Here is a 17880-nt window from a genome sequence, read left to right on the forward strand (position 1 = left end):
TTCGAGAGAACATTGCTCCAAACGGTTCATCGACCGTTCACCCTCTCGTAGGCTTGAGGACTACGAGTACCTGCGAAGGGGGTCCTGATGGCTACCACAACGAGCTCCAGGAAAACCAGGCAGTCCAGCACGCGGCGCGGCGGTTCGACCGCCAGGAAGTCCGGGCAGACCCGCGGCAGTGCCGGCGCTGGCAGCAGTAGCAGCGGTAGCGGCACCAGGCAGGCCACCTCGCGCTCGAGCGCCGCCAGGAAGTCCGGCACGCGCCAGACCGGCACCTCGGGCGGGAGCACCGCGCGACGTTCCACCAGCACGAGCGCCAAGTCCTCGTCCGCGCGTTCCCGCACCGGATCAACGCGTTCGACGCGCTCGACCTCCGCGCGGTCCACTTCGGCACGATCCCGCACCAGCGCTGCGCGGACGAGCACCGCCCAGACCAGTTCGGCACAGGCGAGCACCGCGCGCTCCAGCGGCGGCAACAAGGCGCAGGGCGCGACCGTCAACCTGCCGTTCGTCACCGCGCGCTTCCACACCCCCGACGTGCACATGCCGACCCGGCAGGAGGTCAACTCCGCCGCCAGCTCGGTGCGCTCGAGGCTGCCCTCCCCCGGCCAGGCCGCCTTCTACGGCGCGCTCGGCCTCGGTGCCGCGCTGTCGGTGATCGAGTGGCCGGTGGCTCTTGCAATCGGTGCCGGCACCGCGATGGTGCGACGCGGCGGGTCCGCGTCGAAGCAGGGGAGCTCCCGCAGCTCCGAGTGACCCGCTCTCCGGTGGCGCACGCCGCGATGCACCGCGAATCCGGCAGGAGTGTGATACATGGCGCTAGGGCGCGTGATCTCAGCAGCTTCACAACTCGCGAGCCCGGTGTGGGACGCCGTCCGCACCGTGGTCGCCTCGCCTTCCCGGCGGCGGATGTTCGCCGCGGAGGACCGGACGCACCTCGACGTCAGGGGACTGCACCGTCCGGGCACCGAAGCCCTCGCGGGAAAGCTGGAAGTACTGCTGCAGGACATGCCCGGCGTCAGGTCCGCGGAAGTCAACGGGGTCCTCGGCCGCATCGCGATCACCTACGACCCCGAAACGGTCACCCCGCACGAGCTCGCCGACGCCATAACCGACTTCGAGCAGCGCCACGACCTCGACGGCCGCCCGGCCCAGGGCGTCAAACACCCCGGTGACGCCGCGCTCCTGCTGCGCGAGGTCGGCGCGGTCGGCCTCGGCATCGCGGGACTCGGTTACGCGATGGCCACGTCCGTGCTGCCGGTGCGGGCCCTGCCCTCGCTGGTTCCGGTCACCTTCTCGCTGGTCGGCAGCGTGCCGTGGATGCGATCCACGGCCGAGAAGGCCGTGGGCCGCACGTTCCTGGACACCTCGCTGGCCGCGGCCGGCCTGACATCGCAGGCACTGGCCCAGCGGCCGCTCGGCCTGTTCACCGACACCTGCGAGCGGCTGTGCACCACGCGCGAGTACCTGGCCCGCCGCGAGGCGTGGCGGCGGTGGGAGCAGAACGCCGCCGCGGGCGCGCACCGCAGCGCACCGGTCGAGGTCGCACCGCGTCCGGTACCGCTGCCCGACGGCGCGGTGGAACGCGTCGCCAACACCTCGGGTGCGCTCGCCCTCGGCGGCTACGGCGCGGTGCTCGCGATCTCCCGGCTCCCCCAGCGCGCGTTGGCCACCCTCGCAGCGGGCGTGCCCCGCCCGGGCTCGGCGGGACGCGAGGCGTTCGCCGCGCAGGTCGCGAGCGCCCTGTCGCACCGGGGAAATCTCGTGCTCGACCCCGACGCGCTGCGCCGGCTGGACCGCGTCGACGCGGTGGTCTTCGACGCGGCGGTGCTGCGCACCGGACGTGACGTCGTCGACACCGTTCTCGGCGTCGACCCCGGCACCGACATCACCACGTTCGTCGAGCGCGCCAACGAGCTCATCGACCCCGCCGACCCCCGCAAGCGCGAGCGCAACGGCGCCTGGTCGACGATGCCGCTGGCCGACTGCAAAGCAGCGCTGCCGTCCCACATCCGCGACGCCGCAAGGGAGGAGAGCCGGCGCGGCGGCACCGTCGTGGTGCTCCTGCACGACTCCGAACCGGTCGCCATCGCAAGCGTCGCCCCGGAGCTCGACCCGCTGGCCGAGGCGCTCGTCGACGCGGCGCGCGGGGTCGGCACCGTGGCCGTCGCCGGCATCGGCGGCAAGCTCGGGGAACGGCTCGAGGTAGACCGGGTCGTGGCGGGCGGCAGCCGGCTGGCGCAGTCCGTGCGCGACCTGCAGGCCGAAGGGCGCGTCGTCGCGGTGGTCTCCTTCCGGGCGCATTCGGCGCTGCTCGCCTCCGACGTCGGCATCGGGTTGCCCGACGCCGAGAGCCGGGTGCCCTGGGGCGCGCACGTCTCCTGCATCAACCCGGCCGAGGCGCACACGCTGCTGGCCGCCGTGCCCTACGCGCGCCGCGCGAGCAACTACGCCGCCGCGCTGTCGGTGGCCGGGTCCTGCGCGGGAGCCGCGTTCGGCGCGCTCGGTCCCGCCGCGACCGCCCCGTCCCGGGCGTCGATGCCCGTGCAGGCGGCCACGCTGTGCGCCCTGGGCACCGGGACGTGGACGGGCATCCAGGTCACGCACCTGCCTCCGCCGTCCGCGCGGGCGCGCACGCCCTGGCACGCTCTGCCGGTGCAGGCGGTGCTCGCGCTGCTGGGTACCTCACCCCGCGGACTCGACGAGCCGGAGGCGGCCCGCCGCAAGCAACCGGTGGAGACCGACCACACCGAGGTGGGGGTTACGACCGCGACCATCGAAGGGCTGATCAACCCGATGACCGCGGTGCTCGGCGTGGGCGCGGCGGTCTCGGCCGGGCTCGGCTCCTTCCTCGACGCCGGCATGATCATGTTCGTGCTCGGCGCCAGCGCGGTGGTCGACGGCGTGCAGCGGGTCAGCACCAACCGCGAGCTGGCCAAGCTGCTCTCGGCCGGGCAGCTGCCCGCGCGGTTGCGGCGCGACGGCACCACCCGGACCGTGCCCGCCGACCAGCTCGTGCCGGGCGACATCGTCGAGCTGCACGCCGGTGACGGGGTGCCCGCGGACTGCCGGGTGCTGGAGGCCGAGGGCGTCGAGCTCGACGAGTCCAGCCTCACCGGCGAGTCGCAGCTGGTCGCCAAGTCACCGCAGGCCACCGGGGCGACGATGGTCGCCGACCGCACCTCCATGCTCTACCAGGGCACCGTGGTCGCCAGCGGTCGCGCCATCGCCGTCGTGGTCGCCACCGGCTCGCGCACCGAGCTCGGCAGCACCACGACCCAGGACGACGGCGGCGCATGCTCCGGCACCGGCGGTGTCGAGGCGAGGCTGAGCGCGCTGACCAAGCGCACGATCCCGATCTCGGCGGGCGCCGGCGTGGCGCTGGCGGTGGCCGACCTGGTGCGGGGCCACCCGGCGGGCCAGGCGATCAGCCGCGCCGTGGGACTGGCGGTGGCCGCGGTGCCCGAAGGCCTGCCGTTCGTGGCCACGGTCGCCGAGACCGCGGCGGCGCGGCGACTGGCCGACCGGGGGGTGCTGGTGCGCAGCCCGAAGACGATCGAGGCGCTGGGCCGGGTCGACGCGCTCTGCTTCGACAAGACGGGCACCCTCACCCAGGGGCGCATCAGCCTGCGGGAGGTCTCCGACGGCCGCTCCAGCCGCGCCGTCGAGCACCTCGACCCGTGGCTGCGCCAGGTCGTCACCACCGCCGTGCACGCCAGCCCGGAGCCGGAGGACGACCGGCCGCTGGCGCACCCGACCGACCAGGCCGTCGTCGACGGTGCGCAGCGGGCCGGGATCGGCATCACCAACGCTTTCACGGTGCTGGCCGATCTCCCGTTCGAGCCCTCGCGCGGCTACCACGCGGTGCGCGCCGCCGGGCCCGGAGGCCACCGCGTCAGCGTCAAGGGCGCCCCGGAGGTGGTGCTGGGCCGCTGCGTCCGGTGGCTGGGGCAGGACGGGGAGCGGCCGTTCGACCGCGACGCGCGGGTGGAGATCGAGGACGAGGTGGAACGGCTCGCCCAGCTCGGCTACCGGGTGCTGGCGGTCGCGGAGCGCTCCGCGAGCCCCAGGCCGGAGCTGGACGACGACGACGTCGCGGACCTGGACTTCTACGGTCTGCTCGCGCTGGCCGACCCGGTGCACCCCACCGCCGCCGAAGCGGTCGGCAGGCTCTCCCGCGCCGGCGTCGACGTCATCATGATCACCGGCGACCACCCCAGCACCGCGGAGGCGATCGCCGTCGAGCTGGACATGCTGCGGGGCAGGCGCGTGGTCAACGGCGCCGAGCTCGACGCGATGGACGACGACGAGCTGACCTCCAACCTGCCCAAGATCGCGGTGTTCGCCCGGGTCAGCCCGTCGCAGAAGGCCCGCATCGTGCGCAGCCTGCGCCAGGGCGGCCGGGTGGTGGCGATGACCGGGGACGGTGCCAACGACGTCCCGGCGATCAAGCTCGCCCAGGTCGGCATCGCCCTCGGCTCGCGCGCCACGCCCGCCGCCAGGGAGGCCGCCGACCTGGTCATCGCCGACGACCGGATCGAGACGATCAGCGACGCGATCGTCGAGGGCCGCGGGATGTGGGCCTCGGTGCACGACGCGCTGTCGATCCTGCTGGGCGGCAACCTCGGTGAGATCGCCTTCACACTCGGGGCGGGGCTGCTGGGTACCGCCGCCGCACCCAACACCCGCCAGCTGCTGGTGGTCAACCTGCTCACCGACGTGCTGCCCGCCCTGGCCATCGCCGTCCGCCCGCCGCCGGGTGCCACGCCCGAGCAGCTGCTGTCGGAGGGCCCGGAGGTGTCGCTGGGCGCCGCGCTGAACCGGGACGTCTACGTCCGCGCGGCGGCCACCGCGGGTGCCGCGGCGGCGGCGTGGCTGCTCACGCGGCCGCTGGCCACCGCGGGGCAGGCCCGCACCGCGGGGCTGGTGGCTCTGGTGTCGGCGCAGCTCGGCCAGACCATGGCCATGCGGGGCAGGACGCCGCTGGTGCTGCTGGCCGGCGCGGCGTCGATGGTCGTGCTCGCCGGGGTCGTGCAGGTGCCGGGTGTGAGCCAGTTCTTCGGCAGCAGCCCGCTGCTGGCCCACCAGTGGCTGGCCGCGCTCACCGCCGCGGCGGTGGCGACGGTCGCGGTCTGGATCTGGCAGCTCCAGAGCGGCGGTGAGGGGTCCGCAACCGGCCGGTGACAGCGGCGCGCCGCCGGGGGACACGACTGTTAGCAGGCGTTTTACCTGCCCGTCACGTTGCACCCACCGTCGGCTCACCTCGTCCGTTCACCGTCGACGGTGCAAGGTTGGTTCCCGAGCGAAGAGAACGAGCACCATGAACTTCCTGACGACCGTTCTGACCGGTGTGGCCATCGCGCTGATCGAGACCCTGGTCATCAGCCTGGCCAAGTCCGCGTTCCGCCGCGTGGCCGCCTGAGCGGCCCTCACACGCCCAGCAGCTCCCGCTCCCCCGGCTTGTCCGGTGCGGTGCGCTGGGCGATGAACGCGCCGGCGAGGATCAGCGCACCGCCCACCAGCTGCACCGGACCGAGGTGTTCGGCCAGCAGCGACCACGCGAGCACGGTGGCCACCACAGGCTCCAGGAACGCCACCGCACCCGCCACCGGCGCCGACAGACGCCGCACCGCGACGATGCCGGTCAGGTAGGCGAGCACGGTCCCCACCAGCACCACCCATGCGACGCAGACCAGCGCCGGCACCGCGTACCCGGCGAGCTGGACCTGGCCGGCCAGCCGCGACCACTCGATCTCCCACGGCCGCGCGATGACGGCCACCACCACCGCGCCGACGAGCAGGCCGTAGGAGGTCAGCGCCCGCGGGTCGGCCTCGGCACTGCTGTCGGAGAGCACGAAGTAGGCGGCCTGGCAGGCCGCCGCGGCCAGCCCCAGCAGCAGGCCGAGCGGGTCGAAGGTCAGGCCGGACCAGACCTCGACCACGCACGCCAGCCCGGCCAGCGCGATGACCACGCCGACCGCGGCCGACCGGCTCACCGGCCGCCGCCGGACGAACCTGATCCAGCCCAGCACCAGCACCGGCCCCAGGAACTCGATCAGCAGCGCCACGCTGACCGGGATGCGCGCGATGGCGGCGAAGTAGCAGGCCTGGACGCCCGCGACGGCGAAGACGCCGTAGCCGAGCAGCAGCTTCGGCTCGCGGCGGACCACCGCGGCGTGCCGGAGCGCGAACGGCAGCATCAGCAGCGCACCACCGGCCAGCCGCAGCCAGGCGACCTGCAGCGGCGGGATGCCGGCGTTGATCAGCGGCTTGGCGAACGGACCGGAGCCGCCGAAGCAGAAGGCGGAGGCGACCGCGACGGCGAGGGCACCGGAGCGGGGATGCTGGAGGAGGCTGCGCACGGTCGACATGGAAGCATGTTGGCCTGACCAATTCCGAGCCGGTTTCCGGCTTCCCCGAGCGCCGCCGAGCGCCTGCCGGGTCAGGGCAAAGATCGACACCTTGCACGAAGCGATCCGCTTCGGCGCCTCATCTCCCGGAAATTCGGCACATCTTGCCTGGTGCGGAAGATGTGATCCAACTTTGTCCCCCCTGCCTTGAGGACAAATACAGGACAAGCGTACTGTTAGTGCTGAGACACCGGGTCCACGCGCATGCTCGGCCGACGTGCGCGAGACTCGCTGTCGTTCCCGAACTTGCGCCCGTCGCGAGATGGAGTTGAACGTGACTGCACCTGCGAGCAAGGACAGCTTCGGCGCCCGCGGCACGCTGAAGGTCGGTGACGCCTCCTACGAGGTGTTCCGGCTGAACGCGGTCGACGGCGCGCAGCGCCTGCCCTACAGCCTCAAGATCCTGCTGGAGAACCTGTTGCGCACCGAGGACGGTGCCAACATCACCGCCGAGCACGTGCGCGCCCTGGCCGGCTGGGACGCCAAGGCCGAGCCTTCGACCGAGATCCAGTTCACCCCCGCGCGGGTCATCATGCAGGACTTCACCGGAGTCCCCTGCGTGGTCGACCTGGCCACCATGCGCGAGGCGGTCGCGGACCTCGGCGGCGACACCTCCAAGGTCAACCCGCTGGCCCCCGCCGAGCTGGTCATCGACCACTCGGTGATCATCGACGTGTTCGGCAAGCCCGACGCCTTCGAGCGCAACGTCGAGTTCGAGTACGGCCGCAACAAGGAGCGCTACCAGTTCCTGCGCTGGGGCCAGGGCGCCTTCGACGAGTTCAAGGTCGTCCCGCCCGGCACCGGCATCGTGCACCAGGTCAACATCGAGCACCTGGCCCGCACCGTGATGGCCCGCAACGGCCAGGCCTACCCCGACAGCTGCGTGGGCACCGACTCGCACACCACCATGGTCAACGGCCTGGGCGTGCTGGGCTGGGGCGTCGGCGGCATCGAGGCCGAGGCCGCGATGCTGGGCCAGCCGGTGTCGATGCTGATCCCGCGGGTGGTCGGCTTCAAGCTCACCGGTGAGATCCCGGCGGGCGCCACCGCCACCGACGTCGTGCTCACCATCACCGAGATGCTGCGCAAGCACGGCGTGGTCGGCAAGTTCGTCGAGTTCTACGGCTCGGGCGTGGCCTCGGTGCCGCTGGCCAACCGCGCCACGATCGGCAACATGAGCCCGGAGTTCGGCTCGACCTGCGCGATCTTCCCGATCGACGACGAGACGATCCGCTACCTCAAGCTGACCGGCCGCGACCAGGCCCAGGTCGACCTCGTCGAGGCCTACGCCAAGGAGCAGGGCCTCTGGCACGACCCGAGCGTCGAGCCGGACTACTCCGAGTACCTGGAACTGGACCTGTCCACCGTGGTCCCGTCCATCGCGGGCCCGAAGCGCCCGCAGGACCGCATCGAGGTCTCGGCCGCGAAGCCGTCGTTCCGCAAGTCGCTGACCGACTACGTCCAGGTCACCGGCACCGCCGACGACGCCGCGCTGGACGAGGCGGGCAAGGAGTCGTTCCCGGCCAGCGACGCCCCTTCGGTCACCCACCACGGCGAGGGCGACAAGCCGGTCGTGCACTCGGCGGCCAACGGGTCGAACGGCCGTCCGTCGAACCCGATCCTGGTGAAGTCCGAGGAGTACGGCGAGTTCGAGCTCGACCACGGCGCCGTGGTGATCGCCTCGATCACCTCCTGCACCAACACCTCCAACCCGTCGGTGATGCTGGGTGCGGCGCTGCTGGCCCGCAACGCCGTCGACAAGGGCCTGACCCGCAAGCCGTGGGTGAAGACCTCGATGGCCCCGGGTTCGCAGGTCGTCACCGACTACTACGAGAAGGCCGGTCTCTGGCCGTACCTCGAGAAGCTGGGCTTCCACCTCGTCGGCTACGGCTGCACCACCTGCATCGGCAACTCCGGTCCGCTGCCGGAGGAGATCTCGGCCGCGGTGCAGGAGAACGACCTGTCGGTGACCTCGGTGCTGTCGGGCAACCGGAACTTCGAGGGCCGGATCAACCCCGACGTCAAGATGAACTACCTGGCCTCGCCGCCGCTGGTCATCGCCTACGCCCTCGCGGGCACGATGGACTTCGACTTCTCCAACGACCCGCTGGGCGACGACACCGAGGGCAACCCGGTGTTCCTGCGCGACATCTGGCCGTCGCCGCAGGAGGTCCAGCAGACCATCGACTCGGCCATCACGCAGGAGATGTTCACCAAGGACTACTCCGACGTGTTCAAGGGCGACGAGCGCTGGCGTTCGCTGCCCACCCCCGAGGGCGAGACCTTCGACTGGGACGCGGACTCCACCTACGTGCGCAAGCCCCCGTACTTCGAGGGCATGGGCATGGAGCCGGCTCCGGTCGAGGAGATCACCGGTGCGCGGGTGCTGGCGCTGCTGGGCGACTCGGTCACCACCGACCACATCTCCCCGGCCGGTGCGATCAAGCCGGACTCGCCCGCGGGCAAGTACCTCAGCGAGCACGGCATCGAGCGCAAGGACTTCAACTCCTACGGTTCCCGCCGCGGCAACCACGAGGTGATGATCCGGGGCACCTTCGCCAACATCCGGCTGCGCAACCTGCTGCTGGACGACGTGCAGGGCGGATACACCCGCGACTTCACCCAGGAGGGCGGCCCGCAGTCGTTCATCTACGACGCCGCGCAGAACTACGCCGCGCAGGGCACCCCGCTGGTGGTGCTGGGCGGCAAGGAGTACGGCTCCGGCTCCTCGCGCGACTGGGCGGCCAAGGGCACCCGGCTGCTGGGCGTGCGCGCCGTCATCGCCGAGTCCTTCGAGCGCATCCACCGCTCGAACCTCATCGGCATGGGCGTCATCCCGCTGCAGTTCCCCGAGGGCTCCTCGGCGAAGTCGCTGGGGCTGGACGGCACCGAGACCTACGACTTCTCCGGGATCACCAAGCTCAACGACGGTGAGACCCCGGAGACGGTGAAGGTCACCGCCCGCAAGGCCGACGGTTCCACTGTGGAGTTCGACGCCAAGGTGCGCATCGACACCCCCGGTGAGGCCGACTACTACCGCAACGGCGGCATCCTGCAGTACGTGCTGCGCAAGATGATCCGCTCCTGATCTCCCGCCGGATCCGGCGGGGAACCGCGGACGGGGCCCGCGCGCCACAAGCGCGCGGGCCCCGTTCTTGTGTCGCGGGCCGTTTTCAGCGCGCGGCCGGGCCGGGTACGCGCGCTCGGAGCGCGGGCCACGACAGGCACACCAGCACGATCAGCGCCAGCTCCACCGATGCGCTCCCGTAGTACACGAGCTCGTCGGCAACGCGGGCTTGCGCCTCTGCAACACCCTCCGACGGATCGGCGTGGATGAGCTTGGCCAGCACGTCGTGGACGGCGAGCGTGCCGACCAGCACCCCTGCCCGCACCGCGGGCGGCGCCCGGTGCGGGGCGGGGTCGGGTCCCGCCGAGCACGGCGTAGGTGAACAGGCACGCCGCGGCAGGACTTGCAGGTGCACCGCCGCGTGCAGCCACGGCCGGTCGTGCATCGCGGCACGCAAGCAGCAGCGGCGCGAGGCATTCCCAGCAGGCATGCCCGGCCATGTGCGCGGTGGAGTGGTGGCAGGCGTGAAAAGGCGCGGTACCAGCGCCGAAGTGGACGGCGGTCAGCCGAAGTGGGCGCTGATCAGCTTCTTCAGGTCGTCGCTGACCGGGTGCTCCTGGTCGGCGCGCACCCAGGTGTAGGCGTCGTGCTCGGTCAGGCGCACGTCGTCGGCGCCGTCGACGGTGACCGACCAGGTGTGCTGGCGGTTGTGCCTGCCGGCGCGCGAGGTGTAGTCGAAGGAGCCGAGGTAGCCGGTGACCCGCGCGATGGTCAGCGCGGTCTCCTCCGCGACCTCGCGGTGCAGCGCGGTCATCAGGTCCTCGCCCGGCTCGACCTTGCCCGACGGGAACTCCCACGCCCCGCCCCGGAAGTCGGCGGGCAGGCGCCGCAGCAGCAGGATCTCACCTCCGTGGTCGACGATCGCGCCGACGATCTGCTGCTGCACACCGTCCTCCGTGTCCTGCCGGGCCAGCTCGTGAACATCCGGCAAGTCGGGCAGATCCATGCGAACACACTCCTCGATCGGCTCACCGCCGAATGTATCGGGAGCATCGGGCGCACTCACCGGTGCGGGCGGTCACCGGATCTCGGCGCGGACCCCGAGCAGCCGGATCGGGCGGTCCAGGTCGAACGCCGACAGCGCGAGCAGCGCCGCCGCCTCGATGGCCTCGGGCTCCCGCGTCGGGGATTCCAGGCCCCGGCCGTGGGTGTGCGTGCTGAACGGGGCGTGGCGCACCTTGACCACCACACGGCGCGCGACCTCGTCACCGGCGGCGAGGTCGGCCGCGACCCGGTGGGCGAGCCTGGCGATGTTCGCACGCACCTCGTCGGGGTCGACGAGGTTGCGCTCGAAGGTCTCCTCCCTGCCGTGAGAACGCGCCTGGTACGGCTCGTCGGTCACCGGTGTGGGGTCGTAGCCGCGGGCGAGCGCGACCAGCCACGGACCGGTGTTGGGGCCGAACCGCGCGGCCAGCGCGGCGGGATCGGCGCCGGCCAGTTCGCGCACGGTCGAGATGCCGAACTCGGACAGGTACGTCGCGGTTTTCCTGCCGATTCCCCACAGCGCCTCTGGCGGGCGTTCGCCCACGACCTCCCACCAGTTGCGGGTGTCGAGCCGGAAAACCCCGGCCGGCTTGGCGAAACCGGAGGCGAGCTTGGCGCGCAGCTTGTTGTCCCCGATGCCGACCGAGCACGCCAGGCCCGTCCGCTCCCGCACCGCGGCCTGCACCAGCAGCGCGCTCTGCCACGCGTCATCGGTGTCCAGCAGCATGAACGCCTCGTCCCAGCCCGCCTCCTCGACGATCCCGCCCCCGGAGCGGAGCACGTCGATGAACTCGGCCGACACCGCGAGGTAGGCGTCGCGGTCGAGCGGCAGGAAGACCGCGTCCGGGCATCGCGCGGCGGCCGTGCGCAGTGGCGTGCCGGAGCGGACGCCGTGCTCGCGCGCCTCGTAGGACGCGCCCGCCACCACCCCGCGGCGCGTGGGATCGCCGACGCCGCCGACCAGCACCGGACGCCCGCGCAGCTCGGGGCGCCGAAGCAGCTCGACCGCCACGATGAACTGGTCGAGGTCCACGTGCAGCACGATCCGCTCCACCCGCCCAGGGTCCCCGATCCCGCCCTGCGCGGCACTCCGGCGATCGCGCGACCTATCCTCGGGCCGTCGGCGAGACGGGGAGGTAGCCGTGGGCAGGCGCAGCGCGGGGGTACTGCTGTACCGGGTCCGGGGCGAGGAGCTCGAGGTTCTGCTCGTGCACCCGGGCGGGCCGTTCTGGAAGAACAAGGACGAGGGCGCCTGGTCGATCCCCAAGGGCGAGTACGAGGAGGGCGACGACCCGCGAGCCGCCGCCATCCGCGAGGTGCAGGAGGAGACCGGACTGGCGCTGTCCGATGAGGACCTCGTCGAGCTCGGCACCGTCAGGCAGAAGTCCGGCAAGGTCGTGATCGCCTGGGCTGCCGAGGGCGACTTCGACGTCTCGCGGCTGACCAGCAACGAGTTCGAGATGCAGTGGCCGCCCCGATCCGGCAGGACTCAGCTCTTCCCCGAGGTCGACCGCGCGGAGTGGTTCGCCCCCGAGACCGCGCGCCGCAAGCTGGTCCCGGCACAGGCCGAGTTCCTGGACCGGCTCAGCAGCCACCTGACGCGCTGACTGGCATCGTCAGCGAATCCGCGGGCTGGGCCGCCGAGCCCGTTCGCCGTCACGACAAAGCAGCCCTCCCGCGCGCGGAGCTCGTACCCGGCCGGCATCTCCCGACCACGCAGCTGCGGCTGTTCGAGGACCGCACTCAGCCCTGGCCGCGGGTGCGCTTCGCTCTGTCGTCCAATTGGGCACCGGGCCGTGGGCGCCGCAGGTCCGCGGTCCGCCGCCAGATCCACCAGAGCACGGCCAGGCAGAGCCCGTTGACGCCGAAGAGGGCGATCGGCGCGGAGACCGGCGTCCACAGCTCGATGAGCTCTCCCAGCAGCGGCGGGAAGAGCACCCCGCCGACCATCGAGGCCGCGACTACGTGGGCGCCGGCTCCCGCGGCTCCCGGTGTGCTGCGGTAGAGCCACGGGAGGCCGGTCGGGAACACGGGCCCGATGAACAGGCCCACCCCCGCGTAGGCCCACGGGCTCAGCGCGGGTACGACCGCGAGCCCGAGGCACAGCGCCATCCCGGCGCAGCAGCCCGCGATGATCGTCGCCTCCGTCAGGCGCAGCGTCAGCGGGACGACCAGGAATCGGCTCACCGTCATCATCAGCCAGAACACCGCCGTGGCCAGCGCGGCCGACTCCGCGCTGTAGCCCGCGAACTCCAGGTGCGTCGGCTCCCAGCCGCCCACGCCGGCCTCGACCCCCACGTTGAGCACGTAGAGCACGACGAAGGCGACCACCATCACCAGGCTGCGGCGCAGCGCGCCGGAACGCGGTGCCGCCGGCTCGACGTGGAATTCCGGCTGCCAGCGGTCACCGACACCTCCCAGCGCGAAGACCAGCACCGCCGCCAGGACGGCGAACCCGGCGAACACCGGCGCGTAGTTCTCGGCACCGGCGACGGACAGCACCGCGGGTCCCAGCACCGAGCCCACGCCGAAGAAACCGTTGAGGACGTTGAGCATCGCCGTGCCGCGCCGCTGGAAACCGAGCGCGAACAGGTGGTTGAGGCCGTAGTCGACGCCGCCGTAGCCGAGCCCGGCCACCAGTGCGCCGACCAGCGCCAGCGGCCAGGACGGCGACAGCACGAAGCCGAGGATCCCCACCGCCATCGCCGCGTACGACGCTGCGAGCAGGAGCCGGTTGCCGTGCTTGCCGAACGCGCGGTGGAACAGCAGCACTCCCAACAGGCCGCCGACGAAGTGCGCGCTGAGCGCCAGGCCCGCCGCGGCAGGCCCGAGCCCGTAATCGGCGCGCAGCGCGGGGATGGCCGGGCCGTAGAGCGCCTGCAACGCGCCGATCAGGGCGAACCCCGCGCACGCCGCGACCACGCCGCCGGGTGTGAACAACCGCCGCTCGGCGGCAACTTCGGTCGGCATGGGGCGCGGTCCTCCCGTGAACGTTCACGTGAACGTTCACAGCATTGCCCGCAGTCCGCTGAGCTGTCAACGGCACAGCGGGCGTCCTCCGAAGGACCAAGGCTGTTCGCACGCGGCGGCAGTCGCTTGCGGTGCGGGCGCCGGCTCGCTCCGCCGCGGGGTCTCAGAAGCTTTCCGGCGAGGACAGCGCCGACGCGGTGACTTGGATCTGGAACCTCCCCGCGACCGCCTCAGGCCGACTCGCGGATCACGAGTTCCGGCCTGAGCACGGGGGCCGGCTCCGAGGTCTTCGCCGACGGCTCTTCCAACAGCCTCCCGACCTCCTGCATCGCCAGCTCTCCGAGGCGGTGCTTGTCGATGCGCACCGTGGTGAGCCTGGGTTCGACCCACTCCCCCAGCGCCAGGCCGTCGAAGCCGAGCACCGCGCAGTCCTGCGGCACGCGCAGCCCGCTGGTGCGCAACGCCCGCAACGCTCCCACCGCCACCAGGTCGTTGAACGCGAACACCGCGGTGATCTCGGGATGCCTGGCGAGGAGCCGCCGAGCGGCGGCGGCGCCTCCGTCGGCCGACTGCTCGCCGCGTTCGACGTAGGTTTCCGCGTCGCCCGTACCGCGCTCGCGCAGCACGTCGAGGAACGTCCGCCGGCGTTGGCTGCGGTCGCAGCCCGCGTCGCAGTCGATCATCCCGATGACCTCGTGACCGGAGTCGAGCAGGTGCCCGACACCCGCGCGCACGCCCGCGTCGACGTCCACCGAGACCGCCCCCGAACCGGCGACCGGGTGCTCCTGGTCCAGCAGCACGAGCGGGACCCGCGCGGTCCACTCGTCGGTGTCGGTGCGGTCCAGGTACCCCACCACCGCGTCCACCTGCGCGGTGAGCGAGCTCAGCAGCCGCGCGCCCTGCTCCGGCCTGCCCTCGCCGCTGACCACGACGACGTGCCAGCCCCGCCGCGAAGCCGCGCCGATCACGCCGGCGATGACCTCGGGGAAGAATGGGTTGCCCACGTCGGGCACCACCAGGCCGAGGGTGGTGGAACCCGGGTTGACCAGACCGCGGGCGAACCGGCTGGGCCGGTACCCGAGCGCGTCGGCGGCCGCCAGCACCCGCCGCTTGGTCCGCGGGTCGATGTCGGCCTTGTCGTTCATCGCGCGCGAGACGGTCTGGTACGAAACTCCGGCGGAGCGCGCCACGTCCTTGATCGTGGGCCTCCGGGGCGCCTGTTCCATGCGGTCATTGTCGCCGGTCGTCCCGGCGGTGGGACGCCGGACGCGACCCTTAGCGGCGCGAAACAGCGGGTGTAGCCTTGATCCACCGGTCGCGCACCGGCGGCACCTCCCCCCTGTCGCCGCGGGGGCGCGACCGGTCCCGCCCCAGGTGAGGAAGGACGTCGGTGTCCACGGTGGTGATGTTCGGCCTGGCCGGACTGGTCGTCCTCGTCGGTGCCGTGGTGCAGGGCGGCGCCGGGCTGGGGATGAACCTGCTCGCCGCGCCGCTGCTGGCACTGGTCGACCGGGCGTTGGTGCCGGTGCCGCTGCTGGTCGCCTCGCTGGTCCTGGCGCTGATGGCGACGCGGCGCGAGTTCGGCCACGTCGACTGGCGCGGCACGTCGTTCGCCGTGGCCGGGCGGCTGCCGGGCACCGTCCTGGGCGTCTACGCCGTCGCAGCGCTCCCGGTGCGGCAGTTCTCGGTGGCCATCGGCGCGCTGGTGCTGGTGTGCCTGGTGCTGTCGGTCGTGTCGTGGCGTCCGAAACCCACGCCCGCCGCGCTGATGGCCGCCGGTTTCGCGGGCGGTGCGATGGGGACCGCCTCGTCGATCGGTGCGCCTCCGGTCGCACTGCTCTACCAGCACGAGGCCGGGCCCCGCATCCGGTCGACGCTGTCGGCCTACATCGTCTTCGGCAGCGTCCTGTCACTGGTGGCGCTCGGACTCGCCGGCCAGATCGGTGGTCCGCAGATCTTCGGCAGCCTGCTGCTGCTCCCCTTCATGGCCGCGGGCTTCGCGCTCTCCGGGCCGCTGCGCCGCCACCTGGACGCCGGGTGGATGCGCCCGTGCGTGCTGGCGCTCGCCGGTGGGAGCGCGGTGCTGCTGATCCTGCGTTCGCTCTGACGAACCTCGCGACCGGTTCCACGGGGGACTGCTCCGGACGGGGTGTGCGGGACCGGCGCAACAACCGAGCACGCTAGGCCGAACGGGTCTAATCCGACTGATTCTCGCGTCATCCCGTGTTGGTGGTCGCGTCCCGCCGTCGGAGGTGGAGACAATGGTCCGGTTCACCGGCCGCGTCCGAACGGCCCATCGCGATCGGCCCCCGGGGGCACTTCCGGGAGCGCACCGCCCAGGAGCAGAGATCACGTCCTCACCGAGCACGCCCGCGCCCGCCGCCGGGCGCACAGCACTCCCGTCGCCGGCACCGCAGCGGCGGTGCCCGCGCGGCTCTCGTCGCGTCGGCGAGGTGGCGCGATGAGCCGCACGGTGTCGGTCCGCTACGCCGCGGGTGTCGTGGGAGAGTCACGTCGCCACGCGCACCTGTCGGTCATGCCCCCGGACGGCGTGCGGCCTGCCGCATGGCCCACCTACTGCGGCCTGGAGATCCCCGCCCACCTCGCCGAGGTCGCCCACCAGCCGGCGGGCATGCCGTGCTTCCGGTGCCTGTCCGGGTTCACCTCGATGACGCCCGAGCTGGACACCGAGAGCACGTCCGCGGACTGACCGGTGGGCGGGCGGCCACCGCGCCGGGGATACGGTGCTGTCCCGTGGCAGACGTGAACTACTACTCGGTCGTGGAGAGCACCCACGACGTCCAGAACCCGACCAGCGAGGAGAAGCTGCGGCTGGTGGCCGACTACCTCGAGGTCTCGCCCGGGGACCGGGTCCTCGACGTCGGCTCCGGCCGCGGCTGGTGGAACGTCGAGCTCGCCGCCCGGGGTGCCGACGTGACAGGGCTGGAGATCAACGAGGACTTCGCGGCCGCCGCCGTCCAGCGGGCGGAGCAGGCGGGTGCCGCCGTGCGCACCGTCGTCGGTCCCGCCGCGGAGTTCGAGCCCGAGGCCGGCGCCTACGACGTCGTCACCTGCATCGGCGCCAGCTTCGCGCTGGACGGCTACCGGCCGGCGCTGGGGTGGATGTGCGGGGCCGTCCGGGACGGCGGGCGCATCGCGATCGGCGAGGTGCACCTCGACGACGGCGAGCCCGACGAGGAGGTGCCGAGCCTGGTCGAGCTGGTCCACATCGCCGAGGAGCACGGCGTGGACGTCACCGGGCTGGTCTCGGCGAGCGTCGACGACTGGGACCGCTACGAGTCCGGGCGCTGGGCCAACGCCCACCGGTGGGCCCGGGACAACCCCGACCACGCGCAGCGGCAGGAGATCCTGGCCCAGGCCCGCGCCAACCAGTCCGCCTACCTCACCCGGACTCGGGGGCTGCTGGGCTGGTCGATCCTGGTCGGCGTCGTCGGCGGCCCGAACCGGTAGGCCGATTCGTTCAATACGCCGCCGGCGACGAGGCGGTCGAATGGGCGCATGCGCGAACCTGACATCGACGCGGCGGAGAAGTTCATCGGCGCCCAGACCCGGGTCCTGGACCGGAGGCGGTTCGAGCGCCTGTTCCGGGACGGGCCTGCCCGAGCCGTCCGGGACGCCGTCGCCGCGTACCGCAACTCCGACGGCGGATTCGGACACGCCCTCGAACCGGACGGCCGCTGCCCGCACACCCAGCCCGCCGCGATCGCGATGGCCCTGCGGACGCTCGACGAAGCCGGCGCGTGGGACGCCGAGCTGGTGGCGGGCGCCTGCGGTTGGCTGGAACGCAACGCGCCCGGCGAAGGCGGTGCCACCTTCGTCGACCCCGGCGTCGAGGGCTGGCCGCACGCCCCCTGGTGGGTGCCCGAACCGGGGCTGCCGGCCTCACCGGTGTCCACCGGCCAGATCGCGGGCGTGCTGCACTCGCGCGCGACGACGCACCCGTGGCTCGACCGGGCAACCGACGTGATGTGGTCCCGCGTGGAGAACGCCGGCCCCGGGGTCAACGCCTACGAGATGTTCGGCATGCTCGCGTTCCTCCAGCACGTCCCCGACGTGGAGCGCGCGAACAAGGCGTTCCGGACCGTCGGGGCGCTGCTGCTGGACGGCGGGCTGGTCGAGCTGGATCCCGACGCCTCGGGCGAGGTGCACGGACCGCTGGACTACGCGCCCCGGCCGGACTCCATCGCCCGCGAACTGTTCGGCGACGCGGTGGTCGCGGCGCACCTCGACCGGCTCGCCGCCGCGCAGCAGGACGACGGCGGCTGGAACTTCGACTTCCTCGCCTGGTCCCCGGTCGCCGAGGCGGAGTGGCGCGGCAGCGTCACCGTCGACGCCCTGCGGCTGCTGCGCGTCAACGGACGGCTGTAG

General features: G+C 72.5%; 15 protein-coding genes. 8 read left to right on the forward strand and 7 right to left on the reverse strand.

Translation table 11 applies throughout. The annotated features are described in order from the left end of the window. Window positions 1-26: 26 nt before the first annotated feature. Window positions 27-515, reverse strand: a complete 489-nt coding sequence (locus SACE_RS38170; protein ID WP_021342175.1) for a hypothetical protein — start codon at window positions 513-515, stop codon at window positions 27-29. Window positions 516-543: 28 nt separating this feature from the next. Between SACE_RS38170 and SACE_RS18455 the strand changes: the two genes are divergently transcribed. Continuing rightward, a complete protein-coding gene (locus tag SACE_RS18455; protein WP_009948322.1) occupies window positions 544-756 on the forward strand; it encodes a hypothetical protein in 213 nt (70 codons plus the stop codon). Window positions 757-813: 57 nt separating this feature from the next. Continuing rightward, window positions 814-5184 carry a cation-translocating P-type ATPase gene (locus tag SACE_RS18460; protein WP_011874158.1) on the forward strand — a complete coding sequence of 1457 codons (4371 nt, stop codon included), beginning with the start codon at window positions 814-816 and terminating at the stop codon, window positions 5182-5184. A gap of 245 nt (window positions 5185-5429) precedes the next feature. Here SACE_RS18460 and SACE_RS18465 read toward each other — a convergent pair whose 3' ends face one another. Continuing rightward, window positions 5430-6371, reverse strand: a complete 942-nt coding sequence (locus tag SACE_RS18465) for an EamA family transporter (protein WP_009948317.1) — start codon at window positions 6369-6371, stop codon at window positions 5430-5432. Between the two features lie 301 nt (window positions 6372-6672). Here SACE_RS18465 and acnA point away from each other — a divergent pair, with 301 nt between their 5' ends. After that, window positions 6673-9498, forward strand: coding sequence for an aconitate hydratase AcnA (acnA, locus tag SACE_RS18470; protein WP_009948316.1), 2826 nt, complete (start codon window positions 6673-6675; stop codon window positions 9496-9498). 85 nt (window positions 9499-9583) lie between these two features. Here the strand turns inward: acnA and SACE_RS37720 are convergent, their stop codons facing one another. The 3 genes from SACE_RS37720 to SACE_RS18485 all read right to left on the reverse strand — a co-directional run bounded on the left by SACE_RS37720 (window position 9584) and on the right by SACE_RS18485 (window position 11575). Next, a complete protein-coding gene (locus tag SACE_RS37720; protein ID WP_157355951.1) occupies window positions 9584-9922 on the reverse strand; it encodes a cytochrome c oxidase assembly protein in 339 nt (112 codons plus the stop codon). Window positions 9923-10039: 117 nt separating this feature from the next. After that, the gene (locus SACE_RS18480; protein ID WP_009948313.1) at window positions 10040-10483 is read right to left on the reverse strand and encodes an NUDIX hydrolase; all 444 of its coding nucleotides are present in this window, start codon (window positions 10481-10483) and stop codon (window positions 10040-10042) included. A gap of 72 nt (window positions 10484-10555) precedes the next feature. Beyond that, on the reverse strand, window positions 10556-11575 hold the full coding sequence (locus tag SACE_RS18485; protein WP_009948311.1) for a DNA polymerase IV: 1020 nt from the start codon (window positions 11573-11575) through the stop codon (window positions 10556-10558). An 88-nt stretch (window positions 11576-11663) separates the two neighbouring features. Between SACE_RS18485 and SACE_RS18490 the strand changes: the two genes are divergently transcribed. Beyond that, window positions 11664-12128 (forward strand): NUDIX hydrolase, encoded by a 465-nt coding sequence (locus SACE_RS18490; RefSeq protein ID WP_009948310.1) that lies wholly within the window; start codon window positions 11664-11666, stop codon window positions 12126-12128. A 136-nt stretch (window positions 12129-12264) separates the two neighbouring features. Here SACE_RS18490 and SACE_RS18495 read toward each other — a convergent pair whose 3' ends face one another. Both SACE_RS18495 and SACE_RS18500 read right to left on the reverse strand, forming a co-directional pair. Next, window positions 12265-13491, reverse strand: coding sequence for an MFS transporter (locus tag SACE_RS18495; protein ID WP_009948309.1), 1227 nt, complete (start codon window positions 13489-13491; stop codon window positions 12265-12267). Window positions 13492-13721: 230 nt separating this feature from the next. Next, window positions 13722-14717 carry a LacI family DNA-binding transcriptional regulator gene (locus tag SACE_RS18500; protein WP_009948308.1) on the reverse strand — a complete coding sequence of 332 codons (996 nt, stop codon included), beginning with the start codon at window positions 14715-14717 and terminating at the stop codon, window positions 13722-13724. 164 nt (window positions 14718-14881) lie between these two features. Between SACE_RS18500 and SACE_RS18505 the strand changes: the two genes are divergently transcribed. The 4 genes from SACE_RS18505 to SACE_RS18520 all read left to right on the forward strand — a co-directional run bounded on the left by SACE_RS18505 (window position 14882) and on the right by SACE_RS18520 (window position 17880). Beyond that, window positions 14882-15598 carry a sulfite exporter TauE/SafE family protein gene (locus SACE_RS18505; protein WP_009948307.1) on the forward strand — a complete coding sequence of 239 codons (717 nt, stop codon included), beginning with the start codon at window positions 14882-14884 and terminating at the stop codon, window positions 15596-15598. A gap of 354 nt (window positions 15599-15952) precedes the next feature. Continuing rightward, window positions 15953-16201 carry a hypothetical protein gene (locus SACE_RS18510; RefSeq protein ID WP_009948306.1) on the forward strand — a complete coding sequence of 83 codons (249 nt, stop codon included), beginning with the start codon at window positions 15953-15955 and terminating at the stop codon, window positions 16199-16201. Between the two features lie 44 nt (window positions 16202-16245). Next, entirely contained in the window at window positions 16246-16962 is a 717-nt protein-coding gene (locus tag SACE_RS18515) for an SAM-dependent methyltransferase (protein WP_009948305.1), read from the forward strand. A gap of 48 nt (window positions 16963-17010) precedes the next feature. Continuing rightward, entirely contained in the window at window positions 17011-17880 is an 870-nt protein-coding gene (locus tag SACE_RS18520) for a prenyltransferase/squalene oxidase repeat-containing protein (protein ID WP_009948303.1), read from the forward strand.

The organism is Saccharopolyspora erythraea NRRL 2338 (assembly GCF_000062885.1).
In the GTDB taxonomy this organism is placed as follows: Bacteria; Actinomycetota; Actinomycetes; order Mycobacteriales; family Pseudonocardiaceae; genus Saccharopolyspora_D; species Saccharopolyspora_D erythraea.